Origin of the sequence: Stenotrophomonas sp. JC08 (assembly GCF_052180205.1) — a bacterium.
GTDB lineage: Bacteria > Pseudomonadota > Gammaproteobacteria > Xanthomonadales > Xanthomonadaceae > Stenotrophomonas.
Genome location: NZ_CP197473.1, coordinates 1,856,343 through 1,882,089, shown reverse-complemented (window position 1 = coordinate 1,882,089; position 25,747 = coordinate 1,856,343). Strand labels below are relative to the sequence as shown.

24 protein-coding genes are annotated in these 25,747 nt (G+C 65.9%); 22 read left to right on the top strand and 2 right to left on the bottom strand.

Annotated features, from left to right (window positions below; genetic code table 11):
- Nucleotides 1-34: 34 nt before the first annotated feature.
- The 6 genes from rsmD to ACSBPQ_RS08590 all read left to right on the top strand — a co-directional run bounded on the left by rsmD (nt 35) and on the right by ACSBPQ_RS08590 (nt 4,865).
- Nucleotides 35-658 (top strand): 16S rRNA (guanine(966)-N(2))-methyltransferase RsmD, encoded by a 624-nt coding sequence (rsmD, locus tag ACSBPQ_RS08615; RefSeq protein WP_442681786.1) that lies wholly within the window; start codon nt 35-37, stop codon nt 656-658.
- Nucleotides 655-1,179: a pantetheine-phosphate adenylyltransferase gene (gene coaD, locus ACSBPQ_RS08610; protein ID WP_442681785.1), complete on the top strand. Its 525-nt coding sequence runs from the start codon at nt 655-657 to the stop codon at nt 1,177-1,179. Before rsmD ends, coaD begins: the two co-directional genes overlap by 4 nt.
- A gap of 26 nt (nt 1,180-1,205) precedes the next feature.
- Nucleotides 1,206-1,697, top strand: coding sequence for a hypothetical protein (locus tag ACSBPQ_RS08605; RefSeq protein ID WP_442681784.1), 492 nt, complete (start codon nt 1,206-1,208; stop codon nt 1,695-1,697).
- Nucleotides 1,698-1,825: 128 nt separating this feature from the next.
- The gene (locus ACSBPQ_RS08600) at nt 1,826-2,110 is read left to right on the top strand and encodes a YfhL family 4Fe-4S dicluster ferredoxin (RefSeq protein WP_442681783.1); all 285 of its coding nucleotides are present in this window, start codon (nt 1,826-1,828) and stop codon (nt 2,108-2,110) included.
- A complete protein-coding gene (gene ggt / locus ACSBPQ_RS08595; RefSeq protein WP_442681782.1) occupies nt 2,107-3,843 on the top strand; it encodes a gamma-glutamyltransferase in 1,737 nt (578 codons plus the stop codon). The genes ACSBPQ_RS08600 and ggt overlap by 4 nt, the downstream gene beginning before the upstream one ends.
- 128 nt (nt 3,844-3,971) lie before the next feature.
- Nucleotides 3,972-4,865: an MBL fold metallo-hydrolase gene (locus ACSBPQ_RS08590; protein WP_442681781.1), complete on the top strand. Its 894-nt coding sequence runs from the start codon at nt 3,972-3,974 to the stop codon at nt 4,863-4,865.
- A gap of 57 nt (nt 4,866-4,922) precedes the next feature.
- Here ACSBPQ_RS08590 and upp read toward each other — a convergent pair whose 3' ends face one another.
- Complete coding sequence (gene upp / locus ACSBPQ_RS08585) at nt 4,923-5,555, bottom strand: uracil phosphoribosyltransferase (protein ID WP_442681780.1); 633 nt, start codon at nt 5,553-5,555, stop codon at nt 4,923-4,925.
- Nucleotides 5,556-5,754: 199 nt separating this feature from the next.
- On the opposite strand from upp, the gene ACSBPQ_RS08580 reads away from it, so the two are divergent.
- From ACSBPQ_RS08580 to ACSBPQ_RS08555, 6 genes are all read left to right on the top strand, one after another.
- On the top strand, nt 5,755-8,280 hold the full coding sequence (locus tag ACSBPQ_RS08580; protein WP_442684553.1) for a TonB-dependent receptor: 2,526 nt from the start codon (nt 5,755-5,757) through the stop codon (nt 8,278-8,280).
- On the top strand, nt 8,277-9,380 hold the full coding sequence (locus ACSBPQ_RS08575; protein WP_442681779.1) for a phytase: 1,104 nt from the start codon (nt 8,277-8,279) through the stop codon (nt 9,378-9,380). Before ACSBPQ_RS08580 ends, ACSBPQ_RS08575 begins: the two co-directional genes overlap by 4 nt.
- Complete coding sequence (locus ACSBPQ_RS08570) at nt 9,380-10,750, top strand: metallophosphoesterase (RefSeq protein WP_442681778.1); 1,371 nt, start codon at nt 9,380-9,382, stop codon at nt 10,748-10,750. The genes ACSBPQ_RS08575 and ACSBPQ_RS08570 overlap by 1 nt, the downstream gene beginning before the upstream one ends.
- 6 nt (nt 10,751-10,756) lie before the next feature.
- On the top strand, nt 10,757-11,401 hold the full coding sequence (locus tag ACSBPQ_RS08565) for an inorganic diphosphatase (RefSeq protein WP_442681777.1): 645 nt from the start codon (nt 10,757-10,759) through the stop codon (nt 11,399-11,401).
- Between the two features lie 199 nt (nt 11,402-11,600).
- Nucleotides 11,601-12,092 (top strand): hypothetical protein, encoded by a 492-nt coding sequence (locus tag ACSBPQ_RS08560; RefSeq protein WP_442681776.1) that lies wholly within the window; start codon nt 11,601-11,603, stop codon nt 12,090-12,092.
- Nucleotides 12,093-12,139: 47 nt separating this feature from the next.
- Nucleotides 12,140-12,433: a hypothetical protein gene (locus ACSBPQ_RS08555; RefSeq protein ID WP_442681775.1), complete on the top strand. Its 294-nt coding sequence runs from the start codon at nt 12,140-12,142 to the stop codon at nt 12,431-12,433.
- 97 nt (nt 12,434-12,530) lie between these two features.
- On the opposite strand, the gene ACSBPQ_RS08550 is transcribed toward ACSBPQ_RS08555, so the two are convergent.
- Nucleotides 12,531-14,027: an aminotransferase class III-fold pyridoxal phosphate-dependent enzyme gene (locus ACSBPQ_RS08550; protein ID WP_442681774.1), complete on the bottom strand. Its 1,497-nt coding sequence runs from the start codon at nt 14,025-14,027 to the stop codon at nt 12,531-12,533.
- 118 nt (nt 14,028-14,145) lie between these two features.
- Here ACSBPQ_RS08550 and ACSBPQ_RS08545 point away from each other — a divergent pair, with 118 nt between their 5' ends.
- From ACSBPQ_RS08545 to fabV, 10 genes are all read left to right on the top strand, one after another.
- A complete protein-coding gene (locus ACSBPQ_RS08545) occupies nt 14,146-14,577 on the top strand; it encodes an Lrp/AsnC family transcriptional regulator (RefSeq protein WP_442681773.1) in 432 nt (143 codons plus the stop codon).
- 95 nt (nt 14,578-14,672) lie between these two features.
- Nucleotides 14,673-15,725, top strand: coding sequence for a tRNA preQ1(34) S-adenosylmethionine ribosyltransferase-isomerase QueA (queA, locus tag ACSBPQ_RS08540; protein WP_442681772.1), 1,053 nt, complete (start codon nt 14,673-14,675; stop codon nt 15,723-15,725).
- 102 nt (nt 15,726-15,827) lie between these two features.
- Nucleotides 15,828-16,892 (top strand): Fe(3+) ABC transporter substrate-binding protein, encoded by a 1,065-nt coding sequence (locus tag ACSBPQ_RS08535; protein ID WP_442681771.1) that lies wholly within the window; start codon nt 15,828-15,830, stop codon nt 16,890-16,892.
- Nucleotides 16,893-16,961: 69 nt separating this feature from the next.
- Nucleotides 16,962-18,614, top strand: coding sequence for an ABC transporter permease (locus ACSBPQ_RS08530; RefSeq protein ID WP_442681770.1), 1,653 nt, complete (start codon nt 16,962-16,964; stop codon nt 18,612-18,614).
- On the top strand, nt 18,604-19,602 hold the full coding sequence (locus tag ACSBPQ_RS08525) for an ABC transporter ATP-binding protein (protein WP_442681769.1): 999 nt from the start codon (nt 18,604-18,606) through the stop codon (nt 19,600-19,602). Before ACSBPQ_RS08530 ends, ACSBPQ_RS08525 begins: the two co-directional genes overlap by 11 nt.
- 74 nt (nt 19,603-19,676) lie before the next feature.
- Nucleotides 19,677-20,816 carry a tRNA guanosine(34) transglycosylase Tgt gene (gene tgt, locus ACSBPQ_RS08520; protein WP_442681768.1) on the top strand — a complete coding sequence of 380 codons (1,140 nt, stop codon included), beginning with the start codon at nt 19,677-19,679 and terminating at the stop codon, nt 20,814-20,816.
- A 123-nt stretch (nt 20,817-20,939) separates the two neighbouring features.
- Entirely contained in the window at nt 20,940-21,269 is a 330-nt protein-coding gene (gene yajC / locus ACSBPQ_RS08515; protein WP_442681767.1) for a preprotein translocase subunit YajC, read from the top strand.
- A gap of 57 nt (nt 21,270-21,326) precedes the next feature.
- The gene (gene secD, locus ACSBPQ_RS08510; RefSeq protein ID WP_442681766.1) at nt 21,327-23,180 is read left to right on the top strand and encodes a protein translocase subunit SecD; all 1,854 of its coding nucleotides are present in this window, start codon (nt 21,327-21,329) and stop codon (nt 23,178-23,180) included.
- A gap of 18 nt (nt 23,181-23,198) precedes the next feature.
- Complete coding sequence (gene secF / locus ACSBPQ_RS08505) at nt 23,199-24,173, top strand: protein translocase subunit SecF (protein WP_442681765.1); 975 nt, start codon at nt 23,199-23,201, stop codon at nt 24,171-24,173.
- Nucleotides 24,174-24,395: 222 nt separating this feature from the next.
- Entirely contained in the window at nt 24,396-25,658 is a 1,263-nt protein-coding gene (fabV, locus tag ACSBPQ_RS08500; protein ID WP_442681764.1) for an enoyl-ACP reductase FabV, read from the top strand.
- Nucleotides 25,659-25,747 lie beyond the last annotated feature (89 nt).

The following is a 25,747-nucleotide window of genomic DNA, read 5'->3' as shown; positions in this document are numbered from 1 at the left end:
TGATTTTCCGCCCGTTTTCTCCGCTGGCGAGCGCATGAGCGGGCGTGGCCGGCACTCCGTGTCCGCAGGGCGCGGGCAGGTACGCATCGTCGGCGGGCGCTGGCGCAATACGCGGCTGCAGGTGCCGGAGCTGCCGGGTCTGCGGCCCACCAGCGATCGCGTGCGCGAGACCCTGTTCAACTGGCTGATGCCCAAGCTGCCCGGCGCGCGGGTGCTGGACCTGTTCGCCGGCAGTGGCGCGCTGGGGCTGGAGGCGGTGTCGCGCGGTGCGGCCTCGGCGGTGCTGGTCGAACGTGATCCGGCGCTGGTGGCAGCCCTGCGTGGTGTGGTGGAAAAGCTGGATGCGCGGCAGCAGGTGCAGGTGGTTGCGGGTGATGCACTGCGCTGGCTGGAAACGGCGCCGCCGGCGCAGGCCGACATCGTGTTTGTCGATCCGCCGTTCGCCGATGGCCTGTGGGAGCAGGTGGTCCCGCGGCTGTCGCGGCACGTCGGCACCGAAGCCTGGCTGTACGTGGAAGCGCCGGCGCATCTGCGCCAGCAGCTGCCGCCACACTGGGTACTGCATCGAGAGGGGGGTACCCGCGAGGTCGGCTATGCCCTGTACCGGCATGCCGCTGCTACACTTCACGGCGACTTGAATACGGTAAACAGCGCATGAATTCGGCCAATCGTCGTATCGCCGTCTATCCGGGCACGTTCGATCCGATTACCAACGGGCACATCGATCTGGTGAACCGCGCCGCGCCGCTGTTCGAGAAGATTGTCGTGGGCGTGGCCTACAGCCCGTCCAAGGGGCCGACGCTGCCGTTGGACCTGCGTGTGGAGCTGGCGCGCGAGGGGCTCAAGCAGCACGACAACGTGGAAGTGGTCGGCTTCGACACGCTGCTGGCGCACTTCGTGCGGTCGGTGCATGGCGGCGTTCTGTTGCGCGGGCTGCGCGCGGTGTCCGACTTCGAATACGAATTCCAGATGGCGAGCATGAACCGGCATCTGATCCCGGAGGTCGAGACCCTGTTCCTGACCCCCTCTGAACAGCACAGTTTCATCTCATCCTCGCTGGTACGCGAAATCGCACGGCTGGGCGGGGATGTATCCGGCTTCGTGCCGGCCACCGTGCTGGAAGCGTTGCGCAAGGCCCGCGAAGCCCGCGCGGCCAGTGAATCCTCCAAACAGCTGTAACGAACACCTTTAAAGGGAGAACCACCATGAAGAAAACGATGCGCGTGATGTTGGCCGCTTCGCTGGTGCTGGCCTTCGCGGCCTGCAAAAAGGAAGAAGCCGCGCCGGTTGCCGACGCCCAGCAGGCGCTGGTCGCTCCGGCCAAGGATGACGATGCCGGCTGGAGGAAGTACCTGCAGGCCGTGGCCGTGCAGAACATGGGCAATATCACCGCCAGCCCGTTCCTGTACTACCTGCCGCCGGAATCCGACCCGGAGTTCGAGGCCAAGTATGGCCGGCAGGTGGAAAGCGCCACAGTCGCCATCAGCCGCGGCATCCAGCCGGGCAACATGCTGGCTTTCGGCTCCTCGGCTTCGGCCAAGATGGCCGACATGATCGATACCGCCTTCAAGGAAGTGCAGGCCGATTCGATGAAGGGCGTGCGCGTGGTGTTCATCGGCGATGCCGCAGACAACGCCCGTGTGCAGACCATCGTGCAGCCGACCGGCGCCGATTACATTTTCGTTGAAGCCAAGTAATACCCGTGCAAGGCCGGGTACGCGCAATGCGTGCCCGGTTGCGGCCGGCAGCAATGCCGCGTCGCAGGCAAGCAGTTGCGGCCTGGCCTGATGGTCATCGCCGGCAGGCGCGGGCATGGAGTAGTGCCATGTCGTTGATAATCAATGAGCTCTGCGTCAACTGTGACGTCTGCGAGCCCGCCTGCCCGAACAAGGCGATTTCCATGGGCGAGACGATCTATGTGATCGACCCGGCCCGCTGCACCGAATGCGTGGGGCATTTCGACGAGCCACAGTGTGTGGTGGTGTGTCCGGTGGAGTGCATCGACCCGGACCCGGACATCGTCGAAACCCACGAACAGCTGCTGGCCAAACTGTATGGCCTGCAGCGCGATCACCCTGAACTTTACGAACCGGAGAATCCGACGGCATGAAACCCTTTGCCCGTTCCCTGTTGCTGTGCGCGTTGGTGTTTCCATCGCTGGCACTGGCAGCACAGCAGCCGCCAGTGCTGGCCACCCAACCTGATGGTGCGGCCATTGCCAGCGGCCACAAGCTGGCTACCGATGCCGGCATGGAAATCCTGGCCAAGGGAGGCAATGCGTTCGATGCCGCGGTGGCGGTGTCCTCGACCCTTTCGGTGGTCGAACCGATCAGCTCGGGCCTGGGGGGCGGTGGGTTTTTCCTGCTGCACGATGCCAGCACCGGCAAGGATGTGATGCTGGATGCGCGCGAGACCTCGCCCGAATCAGCCACCCCGGAGCAGTTCCTGGACAAGAACGGCGAACTGGACCGCGACCGCTCGGTCAACGGTCCGTGGTCGGCCGGTATTCCGGGCCTGCCGGCACTGCTGGTGCAGGTTGCCCGCGATCACGGCCGGTTGCCGCTGACCGAATCGCTGGCGCCGGCGATCCGCGTCGCCCGCGACGGCTTCCCGGTCTACGCGCGCATGGCGCGTGGTTATGAATCCCGTCGCGAGGTGATGGAGCGTTACCCCGGCACCCGCGAGGTCTATCTGCGCAATGGCCGCCCGATCGCCGAGGGCGATCTCTTCAAACAACCGGAGCTGGCCCGCACCCTGCAGCTGCTGGCCGAGAAGGGCTTTGACGGCTTCTACCGCGGCGAGACCGGCAAAAAGCTGCTGGCCGGTGTGAAGAAGGCCGGCGGCCGCTGGACCGCCGAGGAACTGGCCGGCTACACGGTCAAGACCCGCGAGCCGATCGTGTTCAACTACCGCGACTGGAAGATCACCACCGCCTCGCCGCCGTCCTCCGGCGGTATTGCGCTGGCCTCGATGCTGCAGATGCTGGAAGGCTGGGACCTGAAGTCGATGGACGAGGCCCACCGCACCCACCTGGTGGTGGAGGCGATGCGCCGTGCCTACCGTGACCGCACGTTCTTCCTCGGCGACCCGGATTTCGTCGACATCCCGCAGAAGGTGCTGACCAGCCGCGACTACGCACAGGGCCTGCGCGCGACCATCCATCCGGAGAAGGCCACCCCGAGTGACCTGCTGTCGGGCCAGCCGACGCCGCTGGAGGATGACGAAACCACGCATTTCTCGATCATCGATCGTGACGGCAACCGCGTCGGTGGCACGCAGACGGTCAACCTGCTGTACGGCTCGGGACTGATTCCCGCCGGCACCGGCGTGCTGCTGAACAACGAGATGGACGACTTCGCGCTCAAGCCCGGTACCCCGAATGCGTTCGGCGTGATGGGCTACGAGGCCAACGCGCCCAAGACCGGCAAGCGCATGCTCAGCTCGATGACGCCGACCTTCATGGAGAACGATGACAAGGTCATCGTCATCGGCACGCCGGGCGGCAGCCGCATCATCACCATGGTGCTGCTGGGCATCCTCGGTTACGACGCCGGGCTGAGCGCGCAGCAGGTGGCGGCATTGCCGCGCTATCACCACCAGTGGCTGCCGGACGAGATTTCCGCCGAATCCGGTGCGTTCGATGCCGAGACCGCGAAGCAGCTGCAGGCGATGGGGCACAAGGTCGATCTGCCGGGCGACACCGCCGCCGGCGGGCGCGGCTCCAGCCATGTCTGGGGCAACCTGCAGACGGTGGAGTGGGACCGTCGCAGCAACACCCTTAGCGGCGGCACCGATCCACGCAACCCGGTGGGCAGCGCGGCAGTGGACAGCGCGAAAAACTGAGCGCGCTTTCCAGCCCCATGCCGTACCCGCAGAGCCCCGCAGAACGCGGGGCTCTGCTGTTTCCAGCGTCAAAATCCAGGCACCTTCGGCTTGCGAATATTTAACGCCGCAGGGGCGATACTTTTCACATGAAACTATGGTCGATCCGCGGTAATTCGCAAAAACTCGATGGCGGCGCGATGTTCGGCAATGCGCCCAAGGCGGTCTGGGAAAAGTGGGCGCCTGCCGACGAACTCAACCGGATCGAGCTGGCCTGCCGGGCCTTGCTGGCCAGCCCGCTGGCGGGCAAGACGGTGTTGTTCGAAACCGGCATCGGTGCGTTTTTCGAGCCGAAGCTGCGCGAGCGCTACGGCGTGCAGGAGCCGCGCCACATCCTGATAGATTCGCTGCGCGAAGCCGGTTTCGAGCATGAGGACATCGATGTGGTGGTGCTCAGCCACCTGCACTTCGACCACGCCGGCGGGTTGCTGGCGCCCTGGTCGGAAGGGCGCGCGCCGGAGCTGCTGTTCCCCAATGCGACTTTCGTGGTGGGAGCCGAGCACTGGCAGCGGGCGTTGCATCCGCATCCACGCGACCGCGCCAGCTTCATCCCAGAACTCCCAGCGCTGCTGGAAAACAGCGGCCGCCTGGAAATCGTCAGCGGCGAGTATTCGAAGGTGCTGGGCAAGTCGGTGCGTTTCAGCTTCAGCAACGGCCATACGCCGGGGTTGATGCTGGCCGAGATCGTCGGCGTGGAGCAGGCCGATGGTCAGGCACACGGTGGCGTGGTGTTCTGCGCCGACCTGATTCCCGGCCGCTCCTGGGTGCACGTGCCGATCACCATGGGCTACGACCGCAACGCGGAGCTGCTGATCGACGAGAAGCGCGCGTTCCTTGAAGACAAGCTCGCGCGCGATGTGCGGCTGTTCTTCACCCACGATCCGCAGTGCGCGCTGGCGCAGGTGGTGCGCGATGAGCGGGGCCGTTTCGGCACCGCCCATGAAACGGGCGAGTTGAAGGCGCGCACGCTCGCCGTTGCCTGAACCAGTCAACGCCGTCTGTTGGAAGGCCCCGGGCACTGGCGCCCGGGTTGCCGCGGCTCAGCCGACCCGCGTGCCGAAGATGCGGTCGCCGGCATCGCCCAGGCCGGGCAGGATATAGGCCTTGTCGTTGAGCCGCTCGTCGATGGCGGCGGTGTAGATCTCGACATCCGGATGGGCGGCTTCAACCGCCTTGATGCCCTCCGGTGCGGCCACCAGGAAGATGCCCTTGATGCGGTGTGCGCCGGCACGCTTGAGCATGTCGATGGTGGCGATCAACGTGCCGCCGGTGGCCAGCATCGGATCCAGGATCAGCGTGTCGCGCTCTTCCAGACGCCCGGTCAGGCGCTCGAAATAGGGCACCGGCTGCAGGGTCTGCTCGTTGCGTTGCAGGCCGACCACGCTCACGCGGGCGGCGGGAATCAGCGACAGCACGCCGGTCAGCATGCCCAGCCCGGCCCGCAGGATCGGTACCACGGTGATCTTGGCACCAGCGATGCGCTGCACCTGCACCGGCCCGGCCCAGCCCGTCATGGTGTGGGTTTCGGTCTGCAGGTCGGCGGTGGCCTCGTAGGCCAGCAGCGTGCCCAGCTCGTTGACCACCTCGCGGAAATCCTTGGTGCTCATGCCCGGATCGCGGAGCAGGCCGATCTTGTGCTGGACCAGAGGGTGGCGGACTTCGACGACTTTCATGGGGTGGACCGGAGAGGGAGAAGGGTGTCCATCTTAGCGCCGGGCAGTGCCGGGCAGCGGCACTGAAATATTGCCGACCCTGGGCTGTCATATCGACGCAACCGGACGGAAATACCTTGCACGCCATCTTATGGAGAGTTCGGGGGCTGGTGTGCACAAGCGTGTTCTGGTGGTGGCGGTAACGAGCGCGGTGGCCTGCATGGCCGCCATGCCGGTGGAAGCGCGGCAGCTTGACTCGGAGGGAACGGCAGTGGTCGCCGCCGGCGCCGCGGTGGCCACCGATCTGGAGCGCATCGAAGTACGTGCGCAGATCGAGGCGCAGGCCCGTGCGGTGGAACTGAAGCGGGATGCCGATGCCATCCAGGATGCGGTGGCGTCCGATTCGATGGGCGACTACCCGGACATGAACGTCGCCGAGTCGCTGCAGCGGCTGCCGGGCGTCAGCGTCACCCGTGACCAGGGCGAGGGCCGCTTCGTGGTGATCCGTGGTCTGGATGCGGCCCTGAACAGCGTCAGCATCGACGGCATCGCCATCGGCACCCCGGAGGACACTTCGCGGGCGGCACCGCTGGACGTGATCCCCACCGATTCCACCGAACGCCTGCGGGTGATCAAGTCGGTCACTCCGGACATGCCCGGTGATGCCATCGGTGGCAGCGTGGTGGTGGAGTCGGCCTCGGCGTTCGATCGTGACGGGCGTTCGCTGAAGGGCAAGGTCGAAGCCAGTCACCAGGAACTGTCCGGCAAGACCAGCCCCAAGGCGGCATTCAATTACAGCGAAGTGTTCAACGGCACCTTCGGCGTGGCGCTGGGGCTGAACCACCAGAAGCGCACCTTCGAATCGGACAACACCGAGGTCGAATACGACACCTTCGAGGGGGGCGCCGATGACGACCTGGTCGCCGTCGACCTGCAGCACCGCAAGTACAGCATCGAGCGCCAGCGCACGGGTGCCAACCTCAATTTCGACTGGCGTCCGGACGATGCCAACCGCTACTACCTGCGCACCTTGTACAGCCGTTTCGACGACGCCGAGACCCGCCAGCGCACCGTTTTCGGCCTGGGAGACGGTGAGGGCATCAGCGCGCTGGGCAATGGCCGCTACGAGATCGCCGAATTGCCGGCCGATGCGATCAGCAAACGCATGCGCAACCGCACCAAGGAAGAGGACACCTTTGCCGCCAGCCTCGGGGGCGAGAACCGCCTGGCCAATGCCGTGCTCGATTACCGGCTGGGCTATACCAAGACCCGTGAGCGGGTGAATGACGAGATGGAGGCGCGCTTCGACTACGCCGGTGACGACCTGTCCGCCAGCCTCGACCAGAACAGTGGAATTCCGGGCCTGGGGTTGAGCGACACCGGCTGGATGGACAACGGCAATTACGAATTCGACCGCGTGGTGCTGGGGCCCAAGCAGGTGGACGACAGCGAGCACAGTGCGCAGGTCAATATCCGTTTCGACGGCGAGCGCGGCAGCTACAAGTTCGGCCTGCTCGGCCGCTGGCGCGAGCGCGCGGTCAACGTCGATGAAACCGAACTGCGCCGGGGTCCGGATGTCGATCTGTCCGACTGGAACGGCAAGACCCTCGGCCACCGTGGCGGCAGTCTGGGCCAGGGCATGAACCCGGCCGCGATGCGGGCGTGGTGGGCTGCCAATGGCCACCTGTACAGTGCGCGTCCCGGTGACGTGGCCAGCAACATGATGGCCTCGCTGGAAGAGGACTACACCGCCAGCGAAGACATCTTCTCCGCCTATGCGATGGGCACCTGGGACATCGGCGCGCTGCGGGTGATCGGTGGCGTGCGCGTGGAAGGCACGCAGTTCAATGCCAGCGGCAACCAGGTGGACATTGCTGCCGATGGCGAGACGGTCACGGTGACGCCGCGGACTGCAAGCAACAGCTACACCAGCGTGCTGCCGGGCCTGCACCTGCGCTATGACACCGGCAACAACTGGGTGCTGCGCGGGTCGCTCAACAAGAGCGTGGCGCGCCCGTCCTTCGGCGATGTGTCGCCGCGGCTGGGCGTGAACCGTGATGACGAGGAAGTGCGCGTTGGCAATCCGATGCTGGACCCGTACGAATCCAGCAACGTGGACCTGTCGTTCGAGCGCTATCTGGGCGAGGACGGCACCGGTATTGTCGCGCTGGGCCTGTTCAACAAGTCCATCGACGGCTACATCGTGGAGACCGTCACCAATGAGGATGCCGCCTATCCGGGCTTCGAGGTCACCCGCGCGATCAACGGTGACGAGGCCAGGGTGTTCGGCGCCGAGTTCAACTGGCAGCAGCAGCTGGCATTCCTGCCGGGCGCCTGGTCCGGCCTGTTGCTGGGTCTGAGCGGCACCTGGCTGGACACCGATTTCGATCCGGGCATGGCCGATCGTGCAGATGACGACTTCATGCTGCCGCGTGCGTCCAGGAATGTGTACAGCGCGCATATCGGCTACGAATGGGGCGGCTTCAGCACGCGCCTGGCCGGTGTGTACCGCAGTGAATACCTGGACACCATCGGCAAGAACAGCGCCTATGACATCTACGTCGCGCCGCATACGCAGCTGGATTTCAGCCTGGATTACCAGTTCAGCAGAAACGTGAGCCTGTACCTGGAGGCTTCCAACCTGCTCGACAAGCCGCTGGAGCTGTACCAGGGCGTGCGCTCGCGAACGCTGCAGAACGAGGAATATGGTCGCACCTATGCCATCGGCCTGAAGGTGGCGCTGTGAGGGCCGCACTGCTGTACGCGGCTGTCACGCTGGTGCTGACGGCCTGCCAGCCGGCGGCGGACAGCGTGCCTCCGCCCAGCGCCGCCGATGTGGCCGAAGGTGCCCTGCCAGCGGTGCGCGTGGCCGAGGCGTTGCTGACGCCGATGACGCCGGAGGACAACATCGACTCGCCCGCCAGCTGGACCCGTGCCGATGGCGAGGTCTGGTTGATCGCCACCGCCAAGGCCACGGACAAGCTGGTGGTGTACGACGGCCAGACCGGCAAGCACCTGCGCGATGTCGGCAGCCCCGGTACCGCACTTGGCCAGTTCGATCGTCCCAATGGCATCGCGGTGAGCGGCGACCTGGTGTTCGTCGTCGAGCGTGACAACCACCGGGTGCAGGTGCTGCAGCTGCCCGACTTCAAGCCGCTGGGCGTGTTTGCCGGCGACGATCTGCGCAAGCCGTACGGGCTGTGGATGAAACCATTGCAGGACGGCTACGACGTGTACGTCACCGATTCGTATGACGATGGCGAGGACGCTGCCGGCAACGACATCCTGCCGGCGCTGGAACGCTTGAACGAGCGTGTGCGCCGCTACCGGGTGACGGTTGATGGTCGTGGTGTGCAGGCCGAGCTGGTGCGCAGCATCGGCGACACCACGCCCAGGGGTGCGCTGCGGGTGGTGGAATCGATCTGGGGCGATCCGGGCAACGACCGCCTGCTGGTGGCCGAGGAGGACGAAACCTATGCCAGTGAATTCAAGGTCTACACGCTGGCCGGCGAGTTCACCGGCAACACGTTTGGCAATGACGTGTTCAAGGCGCAGGCCGAAGGCGTGATGCTGCGCACCTGCGGCGAGGGCGGCTGGTGGATCACCACCGAGCAGGGCAAGGATCGCAGTGTGTTCCACCTGTTCGACCGCAAGACGCTGGCCCATGCCGGTGCCTTCCATGGCGACATGGTGGCCAACACCGACGGCATCTGGAACAGTCAACAGGCGTCGGCACGCTTCCCGCAAGGTGCGCTGTACGCCGTGCATGACGATCAGGGTGTGGTGGCGTTCGACTGGCGCGATATCGCTGCGGCCTTGTCGTTGCCCCAGGACTGTGCGCTGTGATGCCTGTACCCGGAAAATCATGGTTGCTGGTGGTGGCGATGGTGGGTGCGGCCGGAGCGGTGGGGGCCGCTCCGGCCGCAGAGCCCAATACCCAGGTGCCGTCGGGCAGCCGGCATTACGCGGCCGGTGATCTGCCCGACCGCATCGTCGCGTCACCGGCACAGGATGCCAGTACCGGGTTTTCGGTGGCCTGGCGTACCTCGCCGCTGGCCACGGAAGCAGAGTTGGAGCTGGCAATCGCCGGTGATTCTCCGGACATGGGCGAGCTGCGCAGGATCACTGCAGGCAACCGCCTGCTGCAGACCGAAAACGGGCCCTCGCAACACCATCGCGCCGATATCGACGGGCTGCAGCCGGACACGCTCTATGCCTACCGCGTGCAGGGAAAGGGCGGCTGGAGCGCCTGGACGCACTTCCGCACGGCGGGTGCGGTCTCACAACCGCTGACGTTGCTGTACTTCGGTGATACCCAGAACAAGAACCTCAGCCACGTCAGTCGCGTCATCCGCCAGGGTTGGCAGAGTGCACCGGAGGCGCGGCTGGTGCTGTTTGCCGGTGACCTGGTCAGTGGTGGCGACGGCGAGGATGACAACGAATGGGGCGAATGGTTTGCCGCGGGCGGCGGCCTGCTGCCGGGCACGGCAATCGCGCCGGCGGCGGGCAACCACGAGTATTTCGAAGAGTTCGAAGACACCCCGCAGGAGCGTCGCGTGCTGGGCGCGCACTGGCCGGTGAGCTTCGCGCTGCCGGGCAATGGTGTGGCGGCAGCGGCCAGTACCACTTACTGGTTCGATTACCAGGGCGCGCGGGTGGTGGTGCTGGACGGCACCTCGGCGCTGGATCTGGGCACGGCAACGGCGCAGGCGCGTTGGCTTGAGGGTGTGCTCGCGGCCAGCACCCGGCCTTGGAACATCGTAGTGGTGCATCAGCCGCTGTATCCGTTGCGCGCCGAGCGCGACACCTCGGTGCTGGCCGGTCAGATCCGGCCGGTGTTGCAACACCACAAGGTCGATCTGGTGTTGCAGGGTCACGATCACACCTATGGCCGCCGCGCCGGTGACGATGCCGTCCTGCCGCAGTACATCTCCTCGGTGGCCGGGCCCAAGCAGTACCGGCTGTCACCGCAGGCACGGGCGACGATGCGGCCGGTGGCCGAGGATACGCAGCTGTTCCAGGTGCTGCGGCTGGATGGGCAGCAGCTGTCCTACGAGGCGCGCACCGCCACCGGACGCCTGTATGACGCCTTCAGGATCACGCGTGCCGCCGATGGCAGCAAGCAGTTCGACGAAGTCACCGAAGGCCGTATCCCGCAGCGTGATTGCCCGCGTGCCGCCTCACCGAAGGGACGTGCGGACCGTTGCTGGGAATAGGGAACGATGATGCTAAAGCGTAGTCGCCTGTTTTTGCCGTTGTCCTGCTTGCTGGCGCTATTGCCCGGAATGGTGGCGGCCGATGCCGACATGCGGCATCCGCTGCAACTGCCGCAGCCATCGCTGGCGCCGGACGAGGTGCTGATGGTGGTGGAGATTCCCGCCGGCGGTACGATCAAGTACGAGCTGGGCAGGGATGGCGAGTTGCGGGTGGACCGCTTCCTGTCAATGCCGGTGGCCTATCCGGCCAACTACGGCTCGCTGCCGCGTACCCTGGCCGGCGATGGCGATCCACTGGATGCGCTGGTGCTGACCCGCTCACCGGTCCAGCCCGGCGCAACGCTGCGCTTCCGCCCGCTGGGTGTGTTGCGCATGCACGATCGCGGCGAGGCCGACGAGAAGATCATCGGCGTGCCGGTGGACGTGGTGGCCCCCGCTTACCGCGACATCCGCACGCTGGATGACCTGCCGCTGATCGAACGCCAGCGCATCGAGGCGTTCTTCCGCGTCTACAAGGATCTGCCCGATGGCGGGGACATCCGGCTTGAAGGCTGGGGCGATGTGGATGAGGCGCGCGAGGTCATTTCCCGGTCGTTGCGGCGGCATGCACAGGCAATTGCAGTGCGGCCTGCCGCGATGCCTGGTACGTGAAAGGCTTCACGAAGAAAGCCGGCGTGCGGCATCTATAATCGGGGCGCTTTGATGCCGGCAAAGCATCCGCTTGAAGCGGGGCCGGCGTTGGTTTGAGCGCAGTTGAGGTGGCGCGCTTCCCGATGGGGGAGGCGACGGTTGAACCCATTGGCCCGGAGACGGCATGGCAGGCTCCCGGCGGCTTTCACGGAGGATAGGTATGCGAGCGGACAAGGTTTTGATCAGGACGGGAGCACTGCTGGTGCTGGCGGTTGCCACGGCGGGGGCAGTGGCTGCAGCGCCGCCGCTGGAGGAAGAGATCGTCACGCCCAGCGAGGTGGTGTTCGAAGGCGGGCAGGCCTATGCCGATGCCGGCGATGGCACGCTGGAGCGCCTGCGCAGCCGCCAGCAGGATGGGGAAACCATCTATTACCGGCTGGTCCGCTACGACAGCGAATTCGGTTACGTCGATGCGCAGGGCACGCCTTCGGTGGCGCAGACTTCGCGCAATGATGCGCCGGAGGCGGTGACGCCGCTGCGCTACCACGGCTCGGGCAACCTCTATCGCCCGGATTTCTACAACAGCCCGTATAACCGCGATGCACGGCAGCGTTACTGGGGGCCGGGTTACTTCGGCAGTTGCAGCCGTTATGACGGTTGCAAGGAAGTGCAGTTGATTCCAGTGGTGCCGTACCGCGTCATCGGTTACTGAGGAGGCCGGCCGGCGTGGAGCATCCACGGACACCCGACGGTCGGTACATGGTGGTTCGCGGCCGTCTCTGGCGGGTTGCCAACCCCCGTCTTTCGCCACGGGAACACGAGGTGCTCGTCAGTGCGCTGATGGCTGCCCGCCGGCAAGTGAAAGCCGCACTGGCGGCGGATGATCCTGCTGCACTTGCGGCAGCACGTAGTTCCGTCAACGCTGCAAAAATCGCGCTGGGCGAGCGGGGACCTGTCTGGTGGGAAGATGGTGCCCGGGACTTCAACCGTCATCTGGTCAAGAACACGCCTTACCGGGACTGGTATGAGCAGCGCACCGGGCTGCAGGCCTGACAGTTGATTGCAGCCAAGGCTGCTTGGCTGCATGGTTCAGGCAGAATGGAGAACGGCGGCCACTGGCCGCCGTTCCTGTTGCACGCGAGGTGGTGGATCAGGCCGCCTCGGCCTGCTCGCGGCGCGGGCCTTCCACCAGTGCGCGGCCGATCATGTCCACCAGCAGATCCAGTTCGGCTTCATCCATGTCGAAGTGCGGGGTGAAGCGCAGCGAGTTTTCGCCGCCGTGGATCACGTTGACGCCATGCATGCGCAACCATTCCTCGGTGGAGTTGGCGCCATAGCACTTGAACTGCGGCGCCAGTTCGCACGAGAACAGCAGACCGGTGCCTTGCACCTTGGTGATCGCACCGCCCAGTTTCGCCTTGAGCGCCTCCAGCTTCTGCAGCGCCTGCTCGCCGCGTGCGCGGATGTTCTGCCGCACCTCGGGGGTCAGGCGGGCGAGGGTGGCGCAGGCCACGTCCAGCGCACGCGGGTTGGTGGTCATGGTGTTGCCGTACACGCCCTTGCGGTAGAGGCCGGCAGCATGTCCGGTGACGGCCAGCACCGACAGCGGGAACTGCGCGCCGTTCAGCGCCTTGGAGTAGGTCTCCATGTCCGGCGGATCGAGCTTCTCGTAACCCGGATAGTCAACCAGCGACAGCGTGCCGTGGGCGCGCAGCGCGGCCTGGATCGAGTCGATCAGCAGCAGGCTGCCGTGCTCGCGGGTCAGTTCGCGGGCCAGCTTGTAGAAGCTGGCCGGTACCGCGCGGCCCGGGTCGCCTTCGCCCATCACCGGCTCCAGGAAGACGGCTTCGATGAACCAGTTGTTGCTGCCGGCATCCTCGAACACCTTGCGCAGTGCGGCTTCGTCATACGGCGCGATGGCGATGACGCTGTCCTCGCCGCGGTAGCTGGCCAGGTAGCGGTCGTAGGTCTTGCGGGTGGAATCCGAGTACAGCGCCGGACGGTCGGTGCGGCCATGGAAGCTGCCCTTGATCACCACGCGCTTGATGGTGGCGCCGGCATGGGCGGCCCCCGGCTCGGTCTGCAGCTTGGCGTTGATGTCGGCGATGCGTGCCGCCAGGCCGACCGCTTCGGAGCCGGAGTTCAGGCACATGAAGTGCGAGAACGGGCAGCCACCGCGGGTGTGGCCGATCTCCTTGCGCATGGCCTGCACGAAGCGGCGCTGGGACAGGCTTGGGGTCATGATGTTGGCCATCACCTGCGGCTTGGCCGCGGCGGCCATGATGTCGGCGGGGGTGTGGCCGAAGCCGAGCATGCCGTAGCCGCCGGCGTCGTACAGCACCGCGCCCTTGAGCGAGACCACCCATGGGCCGCAGGCGGCCAGCGCGATGTACGGCACCACTGCGTCATCGGCATAGAAGTTGACGAAGCCGGCCTGCATTGCGGCGATCTGGTCCTTCTCGTCCAGGTCCAGCAGGTCGGCGATGTCTTTCTTGATGCGGTCGTATTCACGGGCGGCGGCGTGGATGGCGCCGGTCAGGTCGGGATGGGCAGCGGCCAGGCGTTCGATCGCAGCATCGTCCAGACCGGTGGTCAGGCGGCTGCCGGCGTGCGCGCGAAGCGGGGCGAGGGGGCCGAGTATGGTCATGCTCATCTCCAGAAGTAACTTGTCTATACCCATTATCTGGAGATTCTGGACATATGGCAGCTGTGATCTCGACGGTTTTTCGAGTAATTTCGTCGAATCGACGATGCTGGTAAGCAATGTGAATATTTCTCCCGCCGATGAGCGCCTGTTGTCCGTACTGCGCGAGGATGCGCGCGCCTCCACCGCGCAGATCGCCCGCCGGCTGGGGCTGTCGCGTACCACCGTGCAGAGCCGCATCGACCGTCTGGAACAGCAGGGCGTGATCGCCGGTTACACCGTGCGCACCCACGAGGACTACGAGCAGGGCCAGGTGCGTGCGCACGTGCTGATCACTGTGCTGCCGAAGAAGATGGCCGCCGTGGTCAAGGCATTGCGCGATATCCCGGAGGTGCGCAGCCTGCATTCGGTCAGCGGCAACCACGATCTGATCGCGATGGTAGTGGTGGGTGGGGTCAGCCAGATGGATGTGGTGACTGACGCCATCGGCGCCATCGACGGCGTGGAGCGGACCACCAGCGCGATCATCCTGTCGACCAAATTCGAGCGCTGAGCAGGCCGGGCAGCGGGATGGGAACAGGCGTGCATGCCGGTTGAAAGACGCATGGGCGCTACAATCACCGGCTGTCCCCGCACGACGTTCCGGCTTTGAAGAAGTCCGATTTCCACTACGACCTGCCCGAGGCGCTGATCGCCCAAGCGCCGTTGGCCGAGCGTTCGGCCAGTCGCCTGCTGCTGGTGCCGCCGGCCCCGGCGGCGTTCGATGACCGCCATGTGCACGATCTGCCGCAGCTGCTGCAACCCGGCGACCTGCTGGTGTTCAACGACACCCGGGTGATTCCGGCGCGGTTGTTCGGGCAGAAGGCCACCGGCGGGCGGGTCGAGATCCTGATCGAGCGCCTGCTCGGCGCGCAGCAGGCGCGCGCGCAGATCGGCGCCAGCAAATCTCCCAAACCGGGCAGCCGCATCACGCTCGATGCCGGTGGCGAGGCGGAGGTGCTGGGCCGCGATGGCGAGTTCTACGTGCTGCGTTTCGACCTTGCCGAGCCGCTGGAAACCTGGCTGGTACGCGAGGGCCGGCTGCCGCTGCCGCCCTACATCCATCGTGAGCCCGGCGCCGACGACCGCGAACGCTACCAGACCGTGTTCGCCCGGCAGGTGGGCGCAGTGGCCGCACCGACCGCCGGCCTGCATTTTGACGAACCGCTGCTGGCACAGCTGCGTGAGCGCGGCGTGCAGTTCGGCCATGTCACCCTGCATGTGGGCGCGGGCACCTTCCAGCCGGTGCGGGTGGACGACCTGAGCCACCACGTGATGCACCGCGAATGGCTCAACGTCGGTGCCGAACTGGTTGAACAGGTGCGTCGCACCCGTGCCGCCGGCGGCCGTGTGATCGGGGTCGGCACCACCGTGGTGCGGGCGCTGGAAAGTGCCTGGCGTAAAAGCGAGGCGATGCCCGACGGCGAGCTGCAGCCGTTCGCGGGGGAAACGCAGATCTTCATCACCCCGGGTTACCGCATCCGCAGCGTCGATGCGATGGTCACCAACTTCCATCTGCCGGAGAGCACCTTGCTGATGATGATCAGCGCGTTCGCCGGCAAGGACCGGGTGTTCGAGGCCTATGCGCATGCGATTGCGCAGCAGTACCGCTTCTTCAGCTACGGCGATGCGATGCTGCTGTTTCCCGGGCCGGCGGAGTAAGCGGGCACGCGCAAAGCGTGCATGAAAATCGCAAATGAGATAGATTCCCATCTTCATTGCCGGCCTTGCCGGCGAGTCCGAATGACCAACCCGGAGAATTCCATGCGCCATCCGAAGCGCGCCGCCGGCCATCTGGCCGCCTTGTGCTCCCTTTTGCTGCTGGGCGCCTGCGCCAAGACCGGTGACAGCACGGCTCCCGCCGCTACCGCCACGGCGGGCGAGGTCAATCTCTACACCACGCGCGAGCCGGGGCTGGTGCAGCCGCTGCTGGATGCGTTCACCCAGGACACCGGCATCAAGGTCAATACCGTGTTGCTCAAGGACGGCCTGACCGAGCGTCTGGCGGCCGAAGGCGAGCGCTCGCCGGCCGATGTGCTGATGACCGTGGATACCGGCCGCCTGCTCGACGTCGTCGAAGCCGGCCACACCCAGGCGGTGCAGTCGGCGGTGCTCGATGCCGCCATCCCGGCGCACCTGCGTTCGCCTGAAGGCCAGTGGTTCGCGCTGTCGCTGCGCGACCGCGTGCTGTATGCCGACAAGGATCTGAAGCTGGACGGCTTCACCTACCAGGACCTGGCGGATCCGAAGTGGAAGGGGCGGGTATGCATCCGTTCCGGCCAGCATCCGTACAACACCAGCCTGTTCGCGGCGCTGATCGCCCATGACGGTGCGGAGAAGACCGAGGCGTGGTTGCGCGGGGTCAAGGCCAACCTGGCGCGCAAGGCCGCCGGTGGTGACCGTGACGTCGCCCGCGACATCCTTGCCGGCATCTGCGATATCGGCATCGCCAATGCCTATTACGTCGGCCGCATGAAGAATGCCGAGGAAGGTTCGGAACAGCGCGCCTGGGGCGATGCCATCCAGGTGGTGCGGCCGGTGTTCGCCGATGGTGGCGGTACCCACGTCAACATCTCCGGCGCCGCCATCGCCCGGCATGCGCCCAACCGCGACAATGCGGTCAAGCTGCTGGAGTATCTGGTCAGCGACAGCTCGCAGAGCCTGTACGCACGTGCCAACTACGAATACCCGGTGAAGGCCGGTGTGGAACTGGACCCGGTGGTGGCAAGCTTCGGGCCGATGACGGTCGATCCGCTGCCGTTGGCCGAGGTGGTGGCCAACCGCAAGCAGGCCAGCGAGCTGGTCGACAAGGTCGGCTTCGACAACTGAGGCATGGTTTTCCGCCAGGCCGGTACCCGGAAAAGGGTGCCGGCCTGTCGTTTCACAGGATGTTGATGGATGGTCTGGCGGTGGAATCCGTGGCTGGCAGGAGCGGTAGTGGTGGCAGCGGTGATGCTGGCGCCGGTGCTGGGGCTGGCGTGGGCGGCGGCGGAGGGCAGTGGCGGCCTGTGGGGGCATCTGTGGACCCATGTGTTGCCGGTATCGCTACTCAACACCGTGGTGCTGTTGCTGGGGGTTGGCGTGCTGGTGGGACTGCTGGGAACCGGCAGTGCCTGGCTGGTGACCGCCTTCGCGTTTCCCGGGCGGCGGGTGCTGGCATGGGCGCTGCTGCTGCCGTTGGCGGTGCCGGCCTATATCGCCGCGTTCGCCTATCTGGATGTGCTGCACCCGCTGGGACCGGTGCAGGGGCTGATCCGCGATCTGCTGGGCTATGACAGCCCGCGCCAGTTCCGCCTGCCTGATATCCGCCATCTGGCCGGCTGCATCGTGCTGCTGGGATTCGTGCTGTATCCCTATGTCTACCTGACCACGCGCGCACTGTTCATGACCCAGGCCGCCGGCCTGCTGGAAGCGGCGCGCAGCCTCGGGGCGACGCCGTGGCAGGTGTTCTGGCGGGTGGCATTGCCGCTGGCGCGGCCGGCCATCGCGGTGGGCGTGGCGCTGGCACTGCTGGAAACGCTCAACGACATCGGCGCCTCCGAATTCCTCGGCGTGCAGACGCTGACCGTGTCGATCTACACCACTTGGGTCAGCCGTGGCGATCTGGCCGGCGCGGCACAGATCGCCTTGGCGATGCTGGCGCTGGTGGCTCTGCTGCTGTGGCTGGAGCGTCACGGGCGACGGCGGCAGCGCTTTGCCAGCGTGCTGCGGCCGCGGCCGATGCAGCCGCAGCAGCTGCATGGCGGCAAGGCGTTGCTGGCTTTCGCGCTGGGAGCGTTGCCGGTGCTGGTGGGTTTCATCGTGCCGATGGCATATCTGCTGTGGGAGGCGGTGGCGCGGCTGCAGGCCGCCGGCTTCTCGCCGCAGCTGCTGGTGGCGTTGTGGAACACGCTGCGGGTGGCTTTGCTGGCCACGGCGGTGGCGATGGTGCTGGGCCTGCTGGTGGCATGGGCACTGCGGCTGGCGCAGGCGCGCCCCGGTCGCACGCTGGCCACCGCCAGCAACCGTATCGCCACGCTTGGCTATGCCATTCCCGGCACGGTGCTGGCCATCGGCCTGCTGCTGCCGCTGGGCGGACTGGATGCGCTGCTCAGCCGCGGCTGGGTGGCACTGGGTGGTCAGCCGCAGATGCTGTTGATGGGCTCGGTGGCGGTGCTGATGCTGGCCTACACGCTGCGTTTCCTCGCGGTGTCGGTGGGCGGCATCGATTCGGGTCTGGCGCGTATCCCGACTTCGCTGGACCAGGCCGCGGCCAATCTGGGGGAAGGGCCGGGCGGCATGCTGCGGCGGGTGCATCTGCCGCTGTTGCGGCCGGCACTGGCGGCGGCGGCCTTGCTGGTGTTCGTCGATACGATGAAAGAACTGTCGGCCACACTGGTGCTGCGGCCCATGAATTTTGAAACCCTCGCCACCTGGCTGTATGCCGAGGCGGCGCGGGGAACCTATGAGGAGGGCGCCGTGGCGGCCTTGTTGATCGTGGCCAGCGGCCTGGTGCCGGTGATCCTGCTGGCGCGTGCCGGCGCCGCTTACGGGACGGAACATGCACGCTGATACGCAGTTGCTGCTGCAGGACCTGCAACTCGGCTACCACGGGGCGGGAGGCTTCAAGCGCGTGGTCGACGGGCTGTCGCTGCAGCTCGGGCAGGGTGAGATCGGCTGCCTGCTGGGGGCTTCGGGCTGCGGCAAAACCACAGTGTTGCGCGCCATTGCCGGTTTTGAGCCGTTGCAGCAGGGCCGCATCGTGCTGGCCGGGCACGACCTCGCGAGCGCAAAACGCTCGCTGCCGGCCGAACAGCGCCGGGTGGGGCTGATGTTCCAGGATTACGCACTGTTTCCACATCTGGATGTGGAGGCGAATGTGGCCTTCGGCCTGCGCGCTCTGCCGCGCGCGCAACGCCAGGCGCGGGTGCGGACGCTGCTCCAGCAGGTCGGGCTGGAGGGGCTGGAGGCGCGCTACCCGCATGAGCTGTCCGGTGGCCAGCAACAGCGTGTGGCACTGGCGCGGGCATTGGCGCCGTCGCCGGAGCTGCTGTTGCTGGATGAGCCGTTTTCCAATCTCGACGTGGATACACGGCAGCGGCTGGCCGGCGAGCTGCGCGAACTGCTCAAGGCCACCCGCACCACCGTGTTGATGGTCACCCACGACCAGGGTGAGGCGTTCGCGATGGCCGATCGCATCGGCGTGATGCACCAGGGACGCCTGTTGCAGTGGGACAGCGCCACCGTCCTGTACCGGTCGCCGGCCGATCCGCTGGTGGCCGGCTTCATCGGCCGTGGCACGGTGGTTTCCGCCGCACAGCTGGGCGCAGGGGAAGGTCGCGTGCTGGTGCGGCCGGAGAGCCTGTGCCCGGATCCGGCCTCCTCGCTGCGGGCCAGGGTGATGACGGTCGTGTTCCGTGGGCCGGGCAGCTGTGGCTGGGTGGAGCTGCCGGACGGTGAGCGGCTGGAGCTGGATTTTGCTTCCGGGCCGCTGCCGGAAGTCGGCAGCGAGATCGGACTGGCCTGGCACGATCCGGCGCCGGTACGCTTCGCAGATTGAGCGCAGGCGGCTGCGGGTTCGCCCTGCTGTCCCATATCCGCGACAATTGCCGCAACTGACGCCTTATTGCTTCCATGTCCCGATTGCAGTTCACCCTCCAGAACACCGATGGCCGCGCCCGCCGTGGCCAGCTCTCTTTCCCGCGCGGCACCGTGCAGACCCCGGCGTTCATGCCGGTGGGTACCTATGGCTCGGTCAAGGGCATCCTGCCCGAGCAGGTGCGTGCGCTTGGTGCCGAGATCATCCTCGGCAACACCTTTCACCTGTACCTGCGACCGGGACTGGATGTGATTGCCGACCATGGCGGCCTGCACGGGTTCTGCCAGTGGAACGGCCCGATCCTCACCGATTCGGGCGGTTTCCAGGTGTTCTCGCTGGCGCACCGCCGCAAGATCACCGAAGAAGGTGTGACCTTCGCCTCGCCGACCGATGGCGCACGGGTGTTCCTCGGGCCCGAGGAGAGCATGAAGATCCAGAAGGTGCTCGATTCGGACGTGGTGATGATCTTCGACGAGTGCACGCCGTACCCGGCCACCGAAGAGGTGGCGCGCAAGTCGATGGAGCTGAGCCTGCGCTGGGCCCAGCGCAGCCGCAACGCGCATGACGCGCTGGGCAATGACGCGGCGCTGTTCGGCATCGTCCAGGGCGGGGTGCACACCGGGCTGCGCAGCCGTTCGGCCGAAGGCCTGCAGCAGATCGGCTTCGACGGTTACGCCATCGGCGGTCTGGCGGTGGGCGAGCCGGAGCACGAACGCAACGCCATGCTCGACCACATGCATCCGATCCTGCCGGCCGACCGTCCGCGCTATCTGATGGGGGTGGGCCGCCCGGAGGACCTGGTTGAAGGCGTGGCCCGTGGCGTGGACATGTTCGACTGCGTGATGCCGACCCGCAACGCCCGCAACGGCCACTATTTCACCTCCACCGGCACAGTGCGCATCCGCAACGCCAGGTACGAACGCGACATGGATACGATCGAGCCGGGCTGTGGCTGCCATGCCTGCACCAGCGGCTACACACGCTCCTATCTGCGCCATCTGGACCGCTGCAACGAGATGCTGGCGCCGATGCTGGGCACCATCCACAACCTGTTCTATTACGAAAAACTGATGGCCGACATGCGCGCGGCGATCGAGGCGGGAACCTTCATGGCCTTCCGCGAGTCTTTCTATGCGGCCCGGGGCGTGAGCGCACCGGAGCTGTCGGGACAGTAGCCACACAATGGGCCGGCCCGGGACGCGTTCCCGGAGGCCGTGGCATACTTCACGGCTGACCCCGTTTCGCGGTGACCTTCCGGCCAACGCCGACGGGGCCGCCCAACACCAAGGAATTGACTGATGAATCTGATGGCCATCCTGCTCCCCGTCGCCCAGGCCGCTCCGGCCGCCCCGGGCATAAGCACCTTCCTGCTGCCGATCGCCCTGATCGCGGTCATGTACTTCGTGATGATCCGCCCGCAGATGAAGCGCCAGAAGGAACACAAGGCGATGCTGGAGAAGATCTCCAAGGGTGACGAGGTGCTGACCTCCGGTGGTATCGCCGGCGTGGTGACCGAGATCGGCGACAACTTCATCACCGTGGAAGTGGCCGACAACGTGCGCATCCGCGTGCAGAAGGCCGCCATCGGCAACGTCCTGCCCAAGGGCACGCTGAAGTCCGCAGCCTGAGCTTGATCCCTTTCCGTCACATCGTGGCGCCGTCCAGGTGCTGCGCAGGACCTCGCAATGCTTGAATTTCCACGCTGGAAGTACTTCCTGATCCTGGTCGTCCTGGCCGTCAGCGCGTTGTACGCGATGCCGAACATCTACCAGAAGGACCCCTCCGTACAGATCACCGCCAACCGTGGCGCCCAGCTCGACGACGCCTTGCGTGACAGGATCGTGACCGAGCTTGCCGGTGCCGGCGTGGAGGCCACCTCGGTGGCCCGCGAGGGGGAGAGCATGATGGTGCGCCTGCCCAGCCTGCAGGCGCAGACCGCGGCCAACGACACCCTGCGCAAGAGCCTGGGCGAAAACTACACCGTCGCCCTGAACCTGGCCTCGACAGTGCCGGACTGGCTCAGCAACCTGGGCGGCAAGCCGCTGGTGCTGGGCCTGGACCTGCAGGGCGGCGTCCACTTCGTGCTGGAAGTGGACCAGAAGGCGGCGCTGGACAAGCGGCTTGAAGCCTATTCCGAAGACATCCGCGTCACCCTGCGGGATGCCCGGGTTCCCTACCAGTCGGTTGAACGTCGCGGCGACAACACCATCGTCGCCACGCTGAGCCCGTCGGCGCCGGAGACCGCGGCGGGTACCGCGCGCGAAGCACTGTTCAAGGCGCAGCCGACGCTGGGCTATGAAGTGTCCGACAAACGCATCACCGTGACCGTTCCCGACAGCGAAGTGGCGCAGATCGCCAGCGGCGCCATCGAGCAGAACATCGCCACCTTGCGCAACCGTGTGAACGAGCTGGGCGTGGCCGAGCCGATCATCCAGCGGCAGGGCGAGAACCGCGTGGTGGTGCAGCTGCCGGGCGTGCAGGACACCGCTGAAGCCAAGCGCATGATCGGTGCCACCGCCACCCTGGAATACCGTGCGGTGGTGGATGGCAATGCACAGGACGCCATCGCCAGCGGTCGCATTCCGCCGGAGGCCAAGGTCTACCAGCAGCGTGACAACCGCGGCCCGGTGCTGCTCAACAAGCGCGTGATCGTGACCGGTGACCAGATGGTGGCCGCCAGCGTCGCCACTGACCAGAACGGCATGCCGGCGGTCAGCGTGACGCTGAACAACGTCGGCGGCCAGCGCATGTTCGACTTCACCAGTGCCAACGTGAACAAGCCGATGGCGGTGGTCTACACCGAGCGCGTGCCGCAGGTGACGGTGGTCGATGGCAAGGAAGTGCGCAGCTTCCGGGTCAAGGAGGAAGTCATCTCCATTGCCAACATCAATGGCGTATTCGGCAAGAATTTCCAGACCACCGGGCTGGAGAAGACCGAGGCCGACAACCTGGCCAAACTGCTGCGTGCCGGTTCGCTGGCCGCGCCGATGGACTTTGTCGAAGAGAAGATCGTCGGCCCCAGCCTGGGTGCGGAGAACGTCGAACGTGGCGTGACCGCGGTGCTGTATGCGTTCCTGTTCACGCTGGTGTTCTTCACCGTGTACTACCGCATGTTCGGCGTCATCACCTCGCTGGCGCTGTTGTTCAACCTGCTGATCGTGATCGCGGTGATGTCGCTGTTCGGCGCGACCATGACCCTGCCGGGCTTCGCGGGATTGGCACTGTCGATCGGCCTGTCGGTGGACGCCAACGTGCTGATCAACGAGCGTATCCGTGAAGAGCTGCGGATCGGCCTGCCGGCGAAGGCGGCGATCACCGGCGGCTACGAGAAGGCATCGGGCACCATCCTTGACGCCAACATCACCGGCATCCTCGCCGGCGTGGCGTTGTACGCATTCGGTACCGGCCCATTGAAGGGCTTTGCGGTGACGATGATCGTGGGCATCTGCGCTTCGATGTTCACCGCCATCACCGTGTCGCGTGCGCTGGCCGTACTTGTGTACAGCCGTCGCAAGAAACTCAAGACCCTGGCCATCTGACGGGAAGAGAGCGAATACATGAAACTGTTCCCGTTGCATCTGATCCCGAACGACACCCAGTTCGACTTCATGCGCACGCGCTGGGTGGCGGTAGCCATCGCCGCGCTGATGTTCATCGGCTCGGTCGGGGTGATCGCCGTCAAGGGCTTCAACTACGCGCTGGATTTCACCGGCGGTACGGTGGTGGAAGTCCGCTTCGAAACCTCCGCTGATGTCGATGCGGTACGCGAACACCTGGAGTCGGCTGGCTATGGCGGCGCCCAGGTGCAGAGCTTTGGCAGTGGCAGCGACCTGTTGATCCGCCTGCAGCCGCAGGAAGTGCCCGAAGGCATCAGCGCCGGCGAGGCCAACAACCAGACCGCACAGGCGGTGCTGGCGGCGGTCTCGTTGCCGGACAACAAAGCCACGGTCATGAGCACCGAGTTCGTCGGCCCGCAGGTCGGCAAGGAACTGGCGATGAACGGCGTGTACGCGGCGCTGTTCGTGATGATCGGCTTCCTGATCTACATCGGCTTCCGCTTCGAGCTGAAGTTCGCCGTCAGTGCGACGATCACCACGCTGTTCGACGTGCTGGTCGTGGCGGCGTTCTTCTCGCTGACCGGGCGCGAGTTCGACCTGACCGTGCTGGCGGGCCTGCTGTCGGTGATGGGCTTCTCGATCAACGACACCATCGTTGTGTTCGACCGCGTCCGCGAGAACTTCCGCAGCCTGCGCGTGGAGCCGCTGGAGGTGATGAACCGCTCGATCAACCAGACCCTGTCGCGCACCATCATCACCTCGCTGGTGTTCTTCCTGTCGGTGCTGGCGCTGTACCTCTACGGTGGCGGCTCGCTTGAAGGTCTGGCCCTCTCGCAGATGATCGGCGCGGTGATCGGCACCGTGTCCTCGATCCTGATCGCCTGCCCGTTGCTGACGATGGGGCCGCTGCGGGTCACCAAGCAGGACCTGTTGCCCAAGGCCAAGGATATCGAGGAGCTGGAGCGCCGCCCGTAAGGGGGAGGTCGCCTCGCGTCACCGGAAAAGCCGCGCACTGCGCGGCTTTTCCTTTTTATTGCATCCATATCATTGCAGGCGTGCCGGCGGCAGCTGTTTTCAGCGTGTGCTTTCCATGCGGTGGCGTCGGTTGTTTTCACTGTTGGCGCGCACTAGCATCATCCGGTTCGGCGCAAGGGCAGTGCATCGTGCGCCGGTTTTCCGCATCCAACCGAGGTTTCCATGGTCATCAAACCGCGCGTACGCGGCTTCATCTGCGTCACCACCCATCCCACCGGCTGCGATGCGGCGGTCAAGGAACAGATCGACTACATCAAGGCGCAGCCCAGGCTCGCTCACGGCCCGAAGAAGGTGCTGGTGATCGGTGCCTCGACCGGCTATGGCCTGGCGGCGCGCATCAAGGCCGCCTTCGGCAGCGATGCGGCGACGCTCGGTGTGTTCTTCGAGCGTCCGGGCACCGAGAGCAAGCCGGGCACAGCGGGCTGGTACAACTCGGCCGCATTCGAGAAATACGCACACCAGGCCGGCCTGTATGCACGCAGCGTCAATGGCGATGCGTTCTCCGACGAGGTGAAGGCCAAGGTCATCGAACTCATCAAGGCCGATCTGGGCCAGGTCGACCAGGTGGTCTACAGCCTGGCATCGCCGCGCCGCAAGCACCCGAAGAGCGGTGAAGTGATCAGCTCCACGCTCAAGCCGATCGGCGCGCCGATCACGCTGAAGGGGCTGGATACCGACAAGGAAGTCCTGACCGAAACCACGCTGCAGCCGGCCACCGCCGAGGAGATCGCCGGCACCGTGCAGGTGATGGGTGGTGAAGACTGGCAGATGTGGATCGATGCGTTGCTGGAGGCTGGTGTGCTCGCTCCGGGCGCCACCACCACCGCCTTCACCTATGTCGGCGAAGAGATCACCCAGGCCATCTATTGGAACGGTTCGATCGGTGCCGCCAAGAAGGATCTGGATGCCAAGGTCAAGGACATCCGCGGCAAGCTGCAGGGTATCGGCGGCGATGCGCGCGTGTCGGTGCTCAAGGCGGTGGTGACCCAGGCCAGCTCGGCGATCCCGACCATGCCGCTGTACCTGTCGCTGCTGTTCAAGGTGATGAAGGAAGCCGGTACGCACGAGGGCTGCATCGAGCAGCTCGATACCCTGTACGACATCCTCTACAACGGCCCGCAGGGCGGTGCCAACGCCGCCGACCACATCCGCCAGCAGCAGGTGGACGGCAAGGGCCGGAGCGTGGCGCTGGTGGATGATGAAGGCCGTCTGCGCGCCGACTACAAGGAAATGGCGCCGGAAGTGCAGGGCAAGGTGCTGGAGCTGTGGCCGCAGGTCACCAACGAAAACCTTTATGAGATCAGCGATCTGGCCGGCTACAAGGCCGACTTCCTGCGCCTGTTCGGCTTCGGCATCGACGGCGTGGATTACGACGCCGACGTCAATCCGGATGTGAAGATCGAGAATCTGGTCGACCTGACCTGACCTGACCTGACAGACGAAGGGCCGGCGCATGCCGGCCCTTCTGTTTGCGCGTCGATCGCTACCCGCGGCGGGGCAAGGCCCCGCCTTGC

Excerpts from the sequence above, each read along its gene's own strand:
- ACSBPQ_RS08565 (WP_442681777.1), top strand. The coding sequence starts at position 10,757 with ATGATGCTAAAGCGTAGTCGCCTGTTTTTGCCGTTGTCCTGCTTGCTG.
- ACSBPQ_RS08535 (WP_442681771.1), top strand. The coding sequence starts at position 15,828 with ATGCGCCATCCGAAGCGCGCCGCCGGCCATCTGGCCGCCTTGTGCTCC.
- ACSBPQ_RS08525 (WP_442681769.1), top strand. The coding sequence starts at position 18,604 with ATGCACGCTGATACGCAGTTGCTGCTGCAGGACCTGCAACTCGGCTAC.
- ACSBPQ_RS08550 (WP_442681774.1), bottom strand. The coding sequence starts at position 14,027 with ATGACCATACTCGGCCCCCTCGCCCCGCTTCGCGCGCACGCCGGCAGC.
- ACSBPQ_RS08530 (WP_442681770.1), top strand. The coding sequence starts at position 16,962 with ATGGTCTGGCGGTGGAATCCGTGGCTGGCAGGAGCGGTAGTGGTGGCA.
- ACSBPQ_RS08590 (WP_442681781.1), top strand. The coding sequence starts at position 3,972 with ATGAAACTATGGTCGATCCGCGGTAATTCGCAAAAACTCGATGGCGGC.
- coaD (WP_442681785.1), top strand. The coding sequence starts at position 655 with ATGAATTCGGCCAATCGTCGTATCGCCGTCTATCCGGGCACGTTCGAT.
- ACSBPQ_RS08570 (WP_442681778.1), top strand. The coding sequence starts at position 9,380 with ATGCCTGTACCCGGAAAATCATGGTTGCTGGTGGTGGCGATGGTGGGT.
- ACSBPQ_RS08555 (WP_442681775.1), top strand. The coding sequence starts at position 12,140 with ATGGTGGTTCGCGGCCGTCTCTGGCGGGTTGCCAACCCCCGTCTTTCG.
- yajC (WP_442681767.1), top strand. The coding sequence starts at position 20,940 with ATGAATCTGATGGCCATCCTGCTCCCCGTCGCCCAGGCCGCTCCGGCC.
- ggt (WP_442681782.1), top strand. The coding sequence starts at position 2,107 with ATGAAACCCTTTGCCCGTTCCCTGTTGCTGTGCGCGTTGGTGTTTCCA.
- ACSBPQ_RS08600 (WP_442681783.1), top strand. The coding sequence starts at position 1,826 with ATGTCGTTGATAATCAATGAGCTCTGCGTCAACTGTGACGTCTGCGAG.
- secF (WP_442681765.1), top strand. The coding sequence starts at position 23,199 with ATGAAACTGTTCCCGTTGCATCTGATCCCGAACGACACCCAGTTCGAC.
- ACSBPQ_RS08560 (WP_442681776.1), top strand. The coding sequence starts at position 11,601 with ATGCGAGCGGACAAGGTTTTGATCAGGACGGGAGCACTGCTGGTGCTG.
- ACSBPQ_RS08580 (WP_442684553.1), top strand. The coding sequence starts at position 5,755 with ATGGCCGCCATGCCGGTGGAAGCGCGGCAGCTTGACTCGGAGGGAACG.
- secD (WP_442681766.1), top strand. The coding sequence starts at position 21,327 with ATGCTTGAATTTCCACGCTGGAAGTACTTCCTGATCCTGGTCGTCCTG.
- ACSBPQ_RS08605 (WP_442681784.1), top strand. The coding sequence starts at position 1,206 with ATGAAGAAAACGATGCGCGTGATGTTGGCCGCTTCGCTGGTGCTGGCC.
- upp (WP_442681780.1), bottom strand. The coding sequence starts at position 5,555 with ATGAAAGTCGTCGAAGTCCGCCACCCTCTGGTCCAGCACAAGATCGGC.
- tgt (WP_442681768.1), top strand. The coding sequence starts at position 19,677 with ATGTCCCGATTGCAGTTCACCCTCCAGAACACCGATGGCCGCGCCCGC.
- fabV (WP_442681764.1), top strand. The coding sequence starts at position 24,396 with ATGGTCATCAAACCGCGCGTACGCGGCTTCATCTGCGTCACCACCCAT.
- rsmD (WP_442681786.1), top strand. The coding sequence starts at position 35 with ATGAGCGGGCGTGGCCGGCACTCCGTGTCCGCAGGGCGCGGGCAGGTA.